This is a genomic window from Sanguibacteroides justesenii, from assembly GCF_003204205.1.
GTDB classification, from domain to species: Bacteria; Bacteroidota; Bacteroidia; order Bacteroidales; family Marinifilaceae; genus Gabonibacter; species Gabonibacter massiliensis.
In genome coordinates this window covers 162,278-175,304 of the sequence record NZ_QJPL01000007.1, presented here as the reverse complement: position 1 = coordinate 175,304, position 13,027 = coordinate 162,278, and the positions used below count along the sequence as shown (strand labels likewise).

The 13,027-nt window shown below is 42.2% G+C and carries 13 protein-coding genes; 5 read left to right on the top strand and 8 right to left on the bottom strand.

Features of this window, described 5'->3' with window-relative positions:
- Nucleotides 1-49: 49 nt before the first annotated feature.
- Nucleotides 50-937, bottom strand: coding sequence for an NAD kinase (locus DMB45_RS12290; protein WP_041504336.1), 888 nt, complete (start codon nucleotides 935-937; stop codon nucleotides 50-52).
- Nucleotides 938-967: 30 nt separating this feature from the next.
- Entirely contained in the window at nucleotides 968-1,633 is a 666-nt protein-coding gene (locus DMB45_RS12285) for a CBS domain-containing protein (RefSeq protein WP_041504335.1), read from the bottom strand.
- Nucleotides 1,634-1,836: 203 nt separating this feature from the next.
- On the opposite strand from DMB45_RS12285, the gene DMB45_RS12280 reads away from it, so the two are divergent.
- From DMB45_RS12280 to DMB45_RS12270, 3 genes are all read left to right on the top strand, one after another.
- Nucleotides 1,837-2,088, top strand: a complete 252-nt coding sequence (locus DMB45_RS12280) for a hypothetical protein (protein WP_041504334.1) — start codon at nucleotides 1,837-1,839, stop codon at nucleotides 2,086-2,088.
- A 113-nt stretch (nucleotides 2,089-2,201) separates the two neighbouring features.
- Nucleotides 2,202-3,764 carry a DUF4301 family protein gene (locus tag DMB45_RS12275; protein ID WP_041504333.1) on the top strand — a complete coding sequence of 521 codons (1,563 nt, stop codon included), beginning with the start codon at nucleotides 2,202-2,204 and terminating at the stop codon, nucleotides 3,762-3,764.
- 27 nt (nucleotides 3,765-3,791) lie between these two features.
- Nucleotides 3,792-4,712 (top strand): DUF368 domain-containing protein, encoded by a 921-nt coding sequence (locus DMB45_RS12270; RefSeq protein WP_041504332.1) that lies wholly within the window; start codon nucleotides 3,792-3,794, stop codon nucleotides 4,710-4,712.
- A gap of 40 nt (nucleotides 4,713-4,752) precedes the next feature.
- Here DMB45_RS12270 and DMB45_RS12265 read toward each other — a convergent pair whose 3' ends face one another.
- Complete coding sequence (locus DMB45_RS12265; protein ID WP_041505127.1) at nucleotides 4,753-6,678, bottom strand: SpoIIE family protein phosphatase; 1,926 nt, start codon at nucleotides 6,676-6,678, stop codon at nucleotides 4,753-4,755.
- Between the two features lie 366 nt (nucleotides 6,679-7,044).
- Here DMB45_RS12265 and DMB45_RS12260 point away from each other — a divergent pair, with 366 nt between their 5' ends.
- Entirely contained in the window at nucleotides 7,045-8,637 is a 1,593-nt protein-coding gene (locus tag DMB45_RS12260) for a thiamine pyrophosphate-dependent enzyme (RefSeq protein ID WP_041504330.1), read from the top strand.
- Between the two features lie 43 nt (nucleotides 8,638-8,680).
- The gene (locus tag DMB45_RS12255) at nucleotides 8,681-9,268 is read left to right on the top strand and encodes an indolepyruvate oxidoreductase subunit beta (RefSeq protein ID WP_041504329.1); all 588 of its coding nucleotides are present in this window, start codon (nucleotides 8,681-8,683) and stop codon (nucleotides 9,266-9,268) included.
- A gap of 41 nt (nucleotides 9,269-9,309) precedes the next feature.
- Here the strand turns inward: DMB45_RS12255 and DMB45_RS12250 are convergent, their stop codons facing one another.
- From DMB45_RS12250 to DMB45_RS12230, 5 genes are all read right to left on the bottom strand, one after another.
- Nucleotides 9,310-10,110 carry a metal ABC transporter permease gene (locus DMB45_RS12250; protein WP_041504328.1) on the bottom strand — a complete coding sequence of 267 codons (801 nt, stop codon included), beginning with the start codon at nucleotides 10,108-10,110 and terminating at the stop codon, nucleotides 9,310-9,312.
- A 103-nt stretch (nucleotides 10,111-10,213) separates the two neighbouring features.
- Entirely contained in the window at nucleotides 10,214-10,966 is a 753-nt protein-coding gene (locus DMB45_RS12245; RefSeq protein WP_041504327.1) for a metal ABC transporter ATP-binding protein, read from the bottom strand.
- Between the two features lies 1 nt (nucleotide 10,967).
- Nucleotides 10,968-11,825 (bottom strand): metal ABC transporter solute-binding protein, Zn/Mn family, encoded by an 858-nt coding sequence (locus DMB45_RS12240; protein ID WP_041504326.1) that lies wholly within the window; start codon nucleotides 11,823-11,825, stop codon nucleotides 10,968-10,970.
- A 1-nt stretch (nucleotide 11,826) separates the two neighbouring features.
- Nucleotides 11,827-12,306, bottom strand: coding sequence for an S-ribosylhomocysteine lyase (locus tag DMB45_RS12235; RefSeq protein WP_041504325.1), 480 nt, complete (start codon nucleotides 12,304-12,306; stop codon nucleotides 11,827-11,829).
- 12 nt (nucleotides 12,307-12,318) lie between these two features.
- Complete coding sequence (locus DMB45_RS12230; protein WP_041504324.1) at nucleotides 12,319-13,026, bottom strand: 5'-methylthioadenosine/adenosylhomocysteine nucleosidase; 708 nt, start codon at nucleotides 13,024-13,026, stop codon at nucleotides 12,319-12,321.
- Between the last annotated feature and the right edge of the window lies 1 nt (nucleotide 13,027).

Below are 13,027 nucleotides of genomic sequence, written 5' to 3'. Positions count from 1 at the left end.
TGCAAATTTACAAGAGTTCTCCATATCCTCTCACACTTTTTACTATTTTTCACTTTTCGTTTCGCAAATCCTCACCCCACCGCAATTTATTCCTCAGTGTTTCATAATAACTGTGATCCGGCATTTTAACCACATTCAATTTAAAATTCCCCGAAGATATGTACAATTCACGAATATTCGATATTTTATGCATCCTGGAATCCAAACTCAGCATAAAGTCTGCAGACCTGCTTTCCACTTGTAGCTTGACCCTCACGTTTCCCGGTAAAATCAAGGGACGGATGCTCAGATTATGAGGACTTACCGGAGTCAGAATTAAATTGTCGCAGGCAGGAGACACGATGGGCCCCCCGCCACTCAAAGAGTAAGCGGTAGAACCGGTCGGAGTCGCCACAATCAGACCATCGGCCCAATAAGTGGTCAAATATTCACCTTCAATATAAGCGTGTACTTTCAAAAGAGAAGATCGCTCCGTTTTCAACACGCTAACCTCGTTCAATGCATAATTGAAATCAGAAAACGGATTTTCTTCTATATCCAGGTGGATCAGATCCCGCCGTTCGATTTCAAAATCTCCAGTGCAAAGCATCGCCACGGCCCGAGAAATTTCCTCCTGAGCGATATTGGCCAAAAAACCTAATCGCCCGCTGTTAATGCCTAAAATAGGTATACCGCTATCCCTTACATAGATAACGGAGTTCAGGAAAGTTCCGTCTCCTCCCACGCTAAATAACACATCGACCTCCCCTTTAGACAAAACCCCGTCGAAAGTGGAGTCGAAATACTTCGCCATATCCCCGCTCCGCCGCTCCAAAAAAGAATAAAAAGGACGGTAACAACTCAACACGGCTCCTCTCCTTCTTAAATCTTCCAACATGCTCTCCAAAAAAGGGAAAAAATGAGTTTCCACCACCCTCCCGAATATTGCTATTTTCATATCACCTACAAAATTTAATCAGATGCTTCTTCACATCTCCATATATCTCATCAATTGACCATAACGCTCCCTCAACTCTTCGCCGTACTCCTCGCCGTTTACAAAAGTAATTTTTATCGAATACTGGTATCGGTTGAAAGTCTCCAGTATAGGTTCCAAATTAGAAGTATTCACTTTTAAGACGACATACACTTTGTTAGTATCCCCACCTCCCGTTACACAGCAACTGACGACTTTCGCTTCATTATACTCGACAATTTGAGCGATCTCCGCTAAAGAATAGTCAATATTATTTACCTCCAAAACAATAATCCCACCGGGCAAATTAGCACCTAACAAGCGATCAACCTGATACAAAATATCAGCAGGCAGAATAACTCCTCTGTATTTTCCACTCCGGCTCAACACGGGGATAACGGACAACATTCCGGCTGAAGCCACACCGACAATATCATAAATATAAGTATCCTCATATACAAACGTCGACTCCCTGTGAATCTCCAAAGATGCGATAGGGTCTTCCAAATTTCCATGAGCATATATTGTCTCATCCTCTAATAACCCCAAATATTCATCTCCCTCAACAACAGGCAAATGAGAAACTCTAAAAATTTCCATCCACCCCAATGCTTGAGAACAACGATCTTCCCGGTTCAATACGGGAATAACCTGTGATAATATTTTTAATGCAATCATTGTTAACTCCTTGAATATATGACGTTACCCCAAAAGAGCATCCGTTCCTCCCTTCTTGAACTTTAAATTCTATCTCTTTTTATGCCCTAAAGATACGCTTTTTTCTCTACTTCCCGTTCACCCGAAAATAATTTTCGGGTTTCAATTTTCAATTTTCAATTATTCTTTATATTTGCCTTTGAATTTTTAAAACAATAAACATTATGTTACCGAAGTTTCTCATCGCAGACAATTCACAGGAAGCATCTGATCTATTGTATGTTGTACATACAGAAAAACCTCGTTGTATCATACAATGCGATATGGACGGCTTCTATAGTAATCAACGTATTTACTGGATTGACGAAGAGCCTCTTTGCATCGATGATGTAGAAAGTCTATTGGAAGAAGCAGAAGATTTCTTTGAAAAAGAGCTGGACAACCAAGAAGACCTATACGATGAAGATGAAAATTAAATAAAAGCGCGGCCCTGCCGTGCTTTTTGTTTAATTTAACAATTAATCGCATACTATTTCACAATTCATTCGTACATTACGGAACTATTACTAACCTTTCAAATTTGAAATTTATGTATACAAAGAACGATATTAAACAATTTAGACACCGGGGCATCAAACTCGTACAAATTGATAAACAAATCGAAAATTTCAAGAAAGGTTTCGGATTTGTCAAACTTCAAGATGCGGCCACTCTTCGGAACGGGATAAAAAGTTTAACAGAAGAAGAGGAAAACAATTATATTTCAATCTTCGAAAATAAAAAAGACGCTCTCGATATGGTTAAAATGGTTCCGGCTTCGGGTTCCGCTTCGCGAATGTTCAAAACCTTAAACACATTCTATAATACCTACACGGGAAGCGACGAAGATTACCTGAATTTCCGACAAAACAAAGAGCCGGGAACCATATTCTCCTTCTTCGAAAAACTAAAAGAATTCCCCTTCTATCCTCATCTGAAGGAAGCCCTTTATAAAGACATGTTAGATGTCGATAAGCTTTTGTGGAAAAATCAATTCTCTGAAATCTTAGAGTACCTGTTGACAGAAAAAGGGTTGAATTACAATTCGACTCCCAAGGGCCTTATTGATTTTCATATTTATCAGGATCATATCCGAACCGCATTGGAAGAGCATCTCGTGGAAGCCGCATTGTATTGTAACAACGGGAAAACAGCCAATCTGCACTTTACAGTTTCCGAAGAGCACCTCGGTAAATTCAAACTACTGTTAAAAAACATTCTAAAGGATTACCAAAAAGAGTACAACATAAAATACAAGATCTCTTTTTCCCTTCAAAAGCCCTCAACGGATACGATTAGTTTGGATGCAGATGGAAATATTTTACGCGATGCCCAGGGAAACATCGTTTTCCGGCCGGGAGGACACGGAGCCTTAATCCATAACCTGAACGATTTGAAAGAAGAGTTGATCTTTATCAAAAATATCGACAATGTAGCTCCGGACAGGAACAAAGCCGACACGATCAAATACAAAAAGATCTTAGCCGGACTATTGCTCGATATCCAGGAAAAAGTATTCGGTTACCTGAAGATTCTGACTAAAAACAGGAATAATTTAACGGAAGAAAAATTGAACGAGATCGAAAACTTCATAAGTGAGAATTTAGGGTACAAACTAAAGGAAGGATTTACATTCTCCTCTGCCAAAGAGCGAATCAAATACCTGAAACATTTACTGGATCGCCCCATTCGCATATGTGGCATGGTTAAAAATGAAGGAGAACCCGGAGGAGGACCTTTCTGGGTCGGCGACGATACGGGAAGCCGCCTAATGATCTTGGAAAGTGCCCAAATCGATCTAAAGGATAAGGAACAGAAAAAAATATTTTCCAAAGCGACTCATTTCAATCCGGTAGATATCGTATGCAGTACTTATAATTATCGCGGAAAAAAATTCGATTTAAATGAGTTCATCGATGCGACACAAGGATTCATCTCCAAAAAATCTTATGAAGGCCAGGAAATCGAAGTTCAGGAATTACCCGGACTTTGGAATGGAGCCATGGCAAACTGGAACACGCTCTTCGTCGAAGTTCCCTTGTCAACTTTTACCCCGGTAAAAACCGTATTTGACTTGCTGCGCTTTGAACATCGCAACGTGTTCAGCGTATAAGCGAAAAAACATTTTTAATATAAATATATGCAAAAAAGAAACTATCTATTACTTGTCTTGCGGGGATGTGCGATGGGTGCGGCTGATGTCATACCGGGAGTATCCGGAGGCACCATTGCTTTTATTACCGGAATATATGAAGAATTAATCAACTCCATTCGCTCCATTAATTTACAAGCTTTACGACTTCTGTTCACCTTCAGATGGCAAGAATTATGGAAACATATAAACGGTAATTTCTTATTTTCCGTGGTTGCCGGAATAGCTATATCCATATTCTCCTTAGCCAAACTAATGAAATTCCTGTTAGAAACATATCCTATTCATGTCTGGTCTTTTTTCTTCGGACTAATCATAGCCTCCGCCTTTTTAGTTTTTAAAGAAGTTAAAAACTGGAACACCTTTACCGTACTCTCGTTATTAGCAGGAGGTGTAATAGCCTACACGATCACGGTACTTACCCCAACCACGACACCGGAGACCTGGTGGTTTATCTTACTCTCGGGAGCTATAGCCATTTGTGCCATGATCCTACCCGGAATATCCGGAGCGTTCATTCTCCTTTTACTCGGGAAATACGAATATATCATCACCGCCGTTAGTAATTTCAATATCGGTATACTACTTATTTTTTTAGTAGGAGCCGTTTCCGGATTAATCGCGTTTTCTCATTTACTTTCTTGGCTATTAAAAAATTATCACGGACTGACGGTTGCGTTATTGATCGGGTTTATGATCGGATCTTTGAATAAAATATGGCCCTGGAAAATCAACAATCCGGAATTCATCAACGGAGAGATATTCGAAACGGAAAAAAATGTTCTGCCCCATACCTTCGAACAAATGCAGGTAAGCGATCCTTATACATGGCAAGCCGTACTCATGTGCGTCCTCGGGTTCTTACTGATTTGGGGGATCGAAAGAATGGCCGTAGCGTTAAAAAAATGACATGGGACAGGCGACCTTATTCATGCACGAACAAGGTCGTCTATTCTTCTGTTTCCGGATAAAAAGATATACTTAACAAGGTCTGATCGTCAGATTGAAGGGCTCCCGAAACAAACTCATTGACATCGATCAGAATGGCTTCGATCATTCCTTTCGAAGAGGAAGAAGCATGGTTTCGAATCGTTTCCAACAGTCGCTCTCGCGAATAAAGCTTATGTCCGACATTCTCCGCTTCCGTAATTCCGTCCGTATAGAGCAACATCTTTGCTCCCGGCTCCCATGAACAATTGTACTCCTTATACTCGTACTCCTTCAATATGCCTAAAGGAAGACTCGGTTCCATCTCCATAATCCGAACCGAATGGTCCGGTTGGATCATAACGGGTAAAGAGTGACCTGCATTGCAAAATTTAAACTTCCCGCTCTTCAAATGAAGCATTCCGACGAAAAAAGTGACAAACCGATCCGGCTGTCCCGAACGCAATAACCCCTGATTGATAAAATTCGTCACGTATTGAGGTTCGAAATTCGAAAAGGAGATGGAACGCATCAAACTCAATGTAGTAGCCATCAATAAAGAAGCCGGAACTCCTTTTCCCGACACATCCCCTATCGCAAAACAAAGTTCGTCTCCAATTACAAAGTAATCGTAAAAATCACCCCCGACCTGTCGCGCGGGGTTCAGAACGGCATAAAGTTCCACCCCTTCCCATTTGGGACAGGCAACAGCCGGTTTAGGAAGTAACCCCATCTGAATATCATGAGCAATTCGCAATTCACTCTCTATCTTTTCTTTTGCCGAAGTGGTCTGCTGTAAGCGCTCGATAAACATCGTCAATTGTTGCTGCATGTATTCAAACGAATCCCGCAACTCTGCCATCTCATCCCTCGAATGGATGACGGGCAAAGGCGTATCAAACCTTCCTAAGGCTATCGTCCGGGCCGATTGAGCGAAATCTTTCAACGGAGCAGTCAGACGCCTAATCGTTCCGGAACTTATGATGTAAAGCATCAATATTATAATCAAAAAAGCCACCCATAAGATAACATTAAACTGAAAAAATTCGCGATAGATCTCCTGGTAGGGACAAACGATTGCCATATACCATTCGGTCGCATTTAAAGGCATATAATATACATAGGCATCTTCATCGTTATCCAACATCCGCATCTTCCCTTTTTTACCCGCCGCAAGCCGCTTGGCAACCAACATTGCCGTCGTATCGGACATCGCCTCGGCCACGTCGAAAATGGTCCGTTCCACCATATTTTTCTCCCTCTTATGAACAATATAATTCCCTAAGCTATCAATAACAATAGCATAACTACTCGGGTACGGCTTAATAGAATCCACCAGATCGGTCAACCAATTAGTCGACAAATCGACAGAGAAAATACCGATAAAACGTCTCTTCCTATCGTACATCGGAACGGAATACGTGGATGTAATTATATCATGATCCCCAAACTCCCTATAAGGCTGACTCCATCGCGATATACCGAATTTCTTGGAACGGGCATACCATCTCATTTCAAAATAGTTATAGGCGACATCTCCCAACTGAACGGTTATCACCGAATCCCGGCTCATGTAAGAATAAGGAGCAAAATAATATCCTTTAGACTTGAAATAATTCGGCTCAAAAGCAATGGCACAACCAAAAACTTCATCGTTGTCTTCCACCACCCGGCGAGTAACACTGAAGATAGAATCCGCATCCAAGAACCCATTGGATATCATCCAAGCCATATTTTTCGGAATTTTCTCCACCCCTCGCAAAAGAGTGGTCAATCGCAAATCTGATTTTTCAGCAATATTCCATATTCGCTCGTCTACATCCCGCTCCAACTTCAACACGGCATAGTGATAAAAAACACCAAACATAACAATCGCCCAAACAGTCATAGAGGCTATCAAATAAAAACTCAACTTAGCCGAAAATGACCTCTCTATACGTTTAAACATGATCTCAGTGATTAATTGGTCGAAATTAACGAATTCCCTCAAGAAAAACAGGTATTTGACTCTATTTTTTTATTTTTCAGACTCGTTGGATGCTTAAAATAGAGTTATCAGGTAAAACGATATAAAAATTTGCTCTTGTTAAATAATAATGCTACATTAGCACCGAAATGAGTATTGAAAACGTTTTAAATAACGCGTGATGTATCGTCCGTCAGAGTATTATTTCGTATTAGCTTACATTGTAGGCGTTCTTAAACTGTTCGGAGGACTATAAACCGAACGCCCCGTTGTCTCACGATTGTAGATCGTGAAACCGTTTTTCCATTATAAAAATCAACAAAAACTTAATATCATAATCTTATCACTATGCAAAAACAACTATTATTAGGTGTTGAAGCTATTGCACAAGGTGCTATAGACGGAGGAATCTCCGGAGTATACGCTTACCCCGGAACCCCATCAACAGAGATCACTGAGTACATTCAAGAATCCAAACAGGCTATCGCCCGTAACGTTCACAGGATGTGGTCCGCTAACGAAAAAACAGCCATGGAGGCTGCTTTGGGTATGTCTTACGCCGGTAAAAGAGTATTGGTTTGTATGAAACACGTGGGAATGAACGTCGCTGCCGATTGTTTCATGAACTCGGCTATTACCGGGGCAAACGGCGGAATGGTGGTCACGGCTGCCGACGATCCGTCCATGCACTCTTCTCAAAACGAGCAAGACTCCCGCGCTTACGGAAAGTTCGCACTCATTCCCATGTTAGAACCCTCCAACCAACAGGAAGCATACGAAATGACCCGCTACGGTTTTGAACTTTCCGAAAAAATGGGAACCCCCGTAATGATGCGTATCACTACTCGCCTGGCTCACTCCCGTGCCGGAGTCGAAACCCGAGAGGCCGTCAAGGAAAACGACTTGCACCTGCCGGAAGACAAACGCCAATTCGTATTATTACCTGCCATCGCAAAAAAAAGATACAAGATATTATTAGAAAAACAAACCGCTTTCGTAGAAGAATCCGACCGTTCCGCATTCAACCGCTACATCGACGGGGCCGACAAATCCATGGGGATTATTGCCTGCGGTATCGGTTACAATTACCTGATGGAAGTATTTAAAGGAAAATGCCCTTATCCGGTAGTTAAGGTTAGTCAGTATCCCCTCCCCAGAAAAATGATTACCCGATTGGCTGAAAGCTGTGAAAAACTTCTGGTAATCGAAGAGGGATATCCTATCATGGAAGAATTACTAAAAGGATACCTGGAAAAAGAAGAAGTACACGGACGCTTGGACGGCACGCTTCCCCGCGACGGAGAATTGAATCCGGATTGGATCGCCAAGGCTTTCGGAATACCCGTAACGGAAGGAGCTCCCGTACCGGAAATAGTAGCCCCCCGCCCGCCCGCTTTATGCGTAGGTTGCAGCCACCGGGATGTATATAACGCGTTAAATGCCGTCGTGGCCGAATATCCCAACGCAAGGGTTTTCTCGGACATCGGATGTTATACCTTAGGTGCCCTTCCTCCTTTCCAAGCCATTAACTCCTGCGTAGATATGGGAGCCTCTATCACTATGGCCAAAGGTGCAGCGGACGCCGGATTATATCCCGCCGTATCCGTTATCGGAGACTCTACTTTTACCCATTCGGGGATGACGGGGCTTTTGGATGCCGTAAATGAAAAATCCAACATTACCATCATTATTTCAGACAACGAATCCATCTCTATGACTGGAGGACAGGAATCCTCCGCCTTAGGACATCTTGAAGCCATCTGTCGCGGTATTGGAGTAGAGCCGGAACACATCCGGGTTTTGCTTCCTGTTCCGAAAAACCACGATGAACTTTGTAAGATTATTCGCGACGAGATAGAATACAAGGGTGTATCCGTGATCATTCCGAGAAGAGTTTGTATCCAGAAAGCTTCCCGCGATGCTAAGAAAAAGAAAAAATAAAAGATAACGGATCAATTGGAAATCCATTTTAAAATTAAAAATCATGAAGACAGATATCATATTAGCCGGTGTAGGAGGACAAGGTATATTGTCAATCGCTGCCGCTTTAGGTTCCGCGGCCCTCACCAATAATTTATACATGAAACAGGCCGAAACCCACGGGATGAGCCAACGGGGCGGGGATGTTCAATCCTATATGAGAATATCGGATCAACCGATCTTCTCCGATCTGATTGCCAAAGGCTCAGCCGACATCATTCTTTCGGTTGAACCTATGGAAGCTTTACGTTATTTGCCTTACCTGAAACAAGGCGGATACGTGGTAACCAACTCCACGCCGTTCATCAATATTCCGAACTACCCGGATACCGAAGAGCTGATGAAAACATTAAAGGCATTACCTCACCAGGTAATCATCGATGCCGATACCATCGCAAAAGAAGCAGCCGGAAACGTCAGAGCCAGTAATTTTGTCATGTTAGGAGCCGCATCACCCTTTATCGAGATTCCTTTCGAATACCTCGAAAAAGGAATTGCAGCAATCTTCGAACGGAAAGGAGCCGACATCGTGGAAATGAATCTAAAAGCCTTACGTGCCGGACGCCAATTCGCACAAAACTACATCAAGTAAATAACAATACCCCGGGTACGCTTGAGAACCGTGCCCGGGATTCACTTTTTGCGTCTAATCAAATAGCAGAACAGAAAAACGACTAAAAAGCAGAGGACAATAGCAGCCCCGGAAGGGATCTCCAAAAAAGCGGAAAGAAAAAGTCCCACGACAGATCCTAAACAACTAATTAAGGTAGAGAGTATCAACTGTTGTTTGAAATTTTTATAAAACATACCTCCGATAGCCTGAGGCATGGTCAGGTAAGAGATAACAAGAATGATTCCCGCCAACTTCATGCAAAGAACGATACAAAGAGCAATTAAGGCCGTAATTCCGATCTCTATCGAAGAAAGAGCGATATAATGGGTCCGACTGTACTCTTTATCGAAAGCGATATAAAAAAGCGGACGATAAAACTTCATAAAAAAAAGAAAAATCATTACACAGAGCAACAATGCCATCATAAGTTGATCCCCGGTAATAGTCAATATATTACCGAAAAGATAAGAAAGGAGATTCGGAGCATAGCCCGGTGTCAAGTAGATAAACAGTACTCCGATAGCCATTCCGGCCGACCAAAATATACCGATTAAAGAGTCTTCTTTGAAACGCTTGTTATCGGATAAATACAAAATGCAGAAAGCGGCAATCAAAGCAAATACAGCAGCACCGAAAAGGGGTGAGATACCCAAAAAATAAGCTAATCCCAAACCTCCGAAGGAAGCATGAGTGATTCCCCCACTAATAAAAACCATTCGCTTAGCCACGATATAAGTTCCTATCAAACCGCAGCTTATCCCGATTAATATCGTTCCGGCTAAGGCATTCTGAAAAAATCCGTACTCCAATAAATCGAACATCTTCTAATTTTAAATTTACAATTGTAGATTTTAGATTCTAAAAATATGATATTTTCATGATTATTAATAAGTTGTATTTCATATCATTCCCCATCTCTAATTTTTACTCCCCGTCTTTCTCGTGTTTCAATAACACCCGATGAGGCACCGTCCCGTGAGAGATCAACTCTATCGGGCAATTATACATCTTCAACTGTTCCTGAGAAATCAGATTCGACTCATGATAATGTAAGCCCCCATTCACACAGGCAATCGTTTTCACGTAAGAACATATCATCCCCAAATCATGGGAAACCATCACGATACTCATCTTTTTATTCAACTCTTCCAATAATTCGTAAAACTCCTTCTCAAAATTGGAATCCACGTAAGTTGAGGGTTCATCCAGAATCAACACTTTAGGAGATGAAATAATAGCTCTACACAAAAACACCCGCTGCATTTGTCCTCCAGACAGATCCCCGATAGGTGTTTTCTGATATGCCCCCATTCCGTAAGTATCAAGTAACTCCTTTACTTTCAACCGATCTTCTTTCGAATAGGTTTTCCATACTCCCTTTTCTGACATCAACCCGGACAACACAACTTCTTCCACGCTAATTGGGAAACGAACATCAAAACGACTGTTTTGCGGCAGATAACCAAATAATGATTGCTTGGAGGTATGATAAATAATCTCCCCGGAAAACGGTTTCATCAAACCCAAAATGACTTTTAATAAAGTGGTCTTTCCTCCTCCGTTTGGTCCGATAATACCGATAAAATCATTGTCATGAATGGTTAGATTTACTCCCCGCAAAACGACATGATTTTCATATCCCGCACTTATTCCTTTTAATTCCAGAATTTCATTCATATCAATCCATCTTTTGATCGATGATTTTTAACAAGGAGATCATCTCTTCCTTCCAATCCGGACTCAAGGGATCAATTGCTATCACTTCTCCCCCGATCTCCGTAGCGATAGCACGCGCATTAGCCTCATCGAACTGACTCTGAATAAAAACAACCCGCACTCCCTTTTCCCGGCTACGATCAATAATCGCCCTCACATGAACCGGATTAGGCTCTTTACCCTCGTCTTCTATCGCTATTTGTTCCATTCCGTAATCCCGGGCAAAGTAAGTTAAAGCCGGATGATATATCAAAAACAATTTATGCCGTTTGGATAAAATAATCCGACGGGCTTCCCGATCCACACTATCTATCTCCTGCATAAAGCGATCGCAATTTTCCGAAAAAAGATTCTTTTTTTCCGGAAAATTATCACTCAAAACGTCCCGTATGGTTCGAGCCATCTGTTTGGCGTAAGTTGGCGACATCCAAATATGCGGGTCCAAACTTTCCACGTCTCCATGTTTATGCGCCGGAAACTCCTTTTCCGGAAGCTCGATAGCGTCAGTATGTTTTATCAGTTGAATATCCCTCCTGTTTTTCAATAAGGAGTAAATATGAGTAAGCTCGAACGGCAAATACCCGACTGCAAAATAGAGAGAACTATTATTCAGCATTTTCAACTGCTCGGATGTCAAATCGCTTATAGCAGGATTGGCGCCGGGCGGAATCATCACGTTCACTCGTACGAAATCCCCCGCGATACGCTCTACAAAATATTTTTGCGGCAATATGCTCACACTGATATTTTTGGATTTATCCTGCTTTGTACCGCAAGCGACAATACATAACAGCAGCACTATTCCCCAAATCCATTTCATACTATTCCGGATATACCATATTTTTTTCTTCAATCACATCCAAGACCTCCGTCAGGTATTTAGCCGCTTCATATCGGGCCATAGGTAAATTATGTAACAAATAATTTCCGCAATCCTTAGGTGCCGCTCCCGGAATCTCACCCTCAAAATCCCGGATGAACCGGAAGGTCTCACGCATCAATTCCACAATATCCCGAGGCTCCAAATCCCCTTTTACCAAGAAATAGTTTCCGGTACAACAACCCATCGGACCCCAGAAAATAATTTTATCTCTCCATTGCGGGTCATTTCTCAAATAAGTGGCTGCCAAATGTTCGATGGTATGCAACTCTCCTTGGCCCAATACCGGTTCCCGGTTCGGCTCTTTCATCCGGATATCGAAGGTCGTAACCAGCTCGTTTCCGACTGTATCCTTCCGAGAAACATATATTCCTCTTAACAAACGAATATGATCTATAGTAAAACTCGGTATCTTTTCCATTATTCTTCCATTTTATATCCTTGCTTTCATTTTTCCGACACGCGTAATCAACTCTTTCAACATCGCGAAAGAACGTTTAGGGGCCTCTTCCCAAAAGTTTCGATATTGTCCGGAATGATTCTCCACTCCAGGGGTATCGCTAATGATACGATAACTTAAAAAAGGAATATCCATCAAATAACAGACCTGAGCGATAGAACAGGATTCCATGTCCACGGCCAAACCCTCCGGAAATCTCTTTTTTATTTTAGCTAAAGCCGCCTGATCCGTAATAAACTGATCCCCGCTACAAATCAACCCGCCATATACCTGTCCTTCATGAGGAATATCCAACGCAACCCGATAAAGCTCCTCATCCGATACAAACCGGGACGGTAATCCTTGTACTTGCCCGTATTCATTTCCTTCTCCGCACCAAACATCGTGATATACCATCTGCTTTCCGACCACAATATCCATCACCCGAGTAAGCGGATCGATTCCCCCGGCCACCCCGGTATTGATAATGACATCCGGAACATAATCCCGAATTAACAGAACCGTTCCCACGGCCGAGCATACTTTACCGATCCCCGACTTCACCAAAACAACCCGACACCCCTCTACCTGTCCTTCCAAAAAACATATCCCATGATGCTCTTTCTCTTGCTTTCCCGTTAAAAGCGACCTGACCAGCTCGTATTCCGAACTCATGGCCACCATAATTCCAATCGTTTTCATC

Bases quoted from the DNA above. Each gene is read 5' to 3' on its own strand.
- DMB45_RS12245 (WP_041504327.1), bottom strand. From the start codon at position 10,966: ATGAATGAAATTCTGGAATTAAAAGGAATAAGTGCGGGATATGAAAAT.
- DMB45_RS12285 (WP_041504335.1), bottom strand. From the start codon at position 1,633: ATGATTGCATTAAAAATATTATCACAGGTTATTCCCGTATTGAACCGG.
- DMB45_RS12280 (WP_041504334.1), top strand. From the start codon at position 1,837: ATGTTACCGAAGTTTCTCATCGCAGACAATTCACAGGAAGCATCTGAT.
- DMB45_RS12230 (WP_041504324.1), bottom strand. From the start codon at position 13,026: ATGAAAACGATTGGAATTATGGTGGCCATGAGTTCGGAATACGAGCTG.
- DMB45_RS12250 (WP_041504328.1), bottom strand. From the start codon at position 10,110: ATGTTCGATTTATTGGAGTACGGATTTTTTCAGAATGCCTTAGCCGGA.
- DMB45_RS12260 (WP_041504330.1), top strand. From the start codon at position 7,045: ATGCAAAAACAACTATTATTAGGTGTTGAAGCTATTGCACAAGGTGCT.
- DMB45_RS12290 (WP_041504336.1), bottom strand. From the start codon at position 937: ATGAAAATAGCAATATTCGGGAGGGTGGTGGAAACTCATTTTTTCCCT.
- DMB45_RS12275 (WP_041504333.1), top strand. From the start codon at position 2,202: ATGTATACAAAGAACGATATTAAACAATTTAGACACCGGGGCATCAAA.
- DMB45_RS12240 (WP_041504326.1), bottom strand. From the start codon at position 11,825: ATGAAATGGATTTGGGGAATAGTGCTGCTGTTATGTATTGTCGCTTGC.
- DMB45_RS12255 (WP_041504329.1), top strand. From the start codon at position 8,681: ATGAAGACAGATATCATATTAGCCGGTGTAGGAGGACAAGGTATATTG.
- DMB45_RS12265 (WP_041505127.1), bottom strand. From the start codon at position 6,678: ATGTTTAAACGTATAGAGAGGTCATTTTCGGCTAAGTTGAGTTTTTAT.
- DMB45_RS12235 (WP_041504325.1), bottom strand. From the start codon at position 12,306: ATGGAAAAGATACCGAGTTTTACTATAGATCATATTCGTTTGTTAAGA.
- DMB45_RS12270 (WP_041504332.1), top strand. From the start codon at position 3,792: ATGCAAAAAAGAAACTATCTATTACTTGTCTTGCGGGGATGTGCGATG.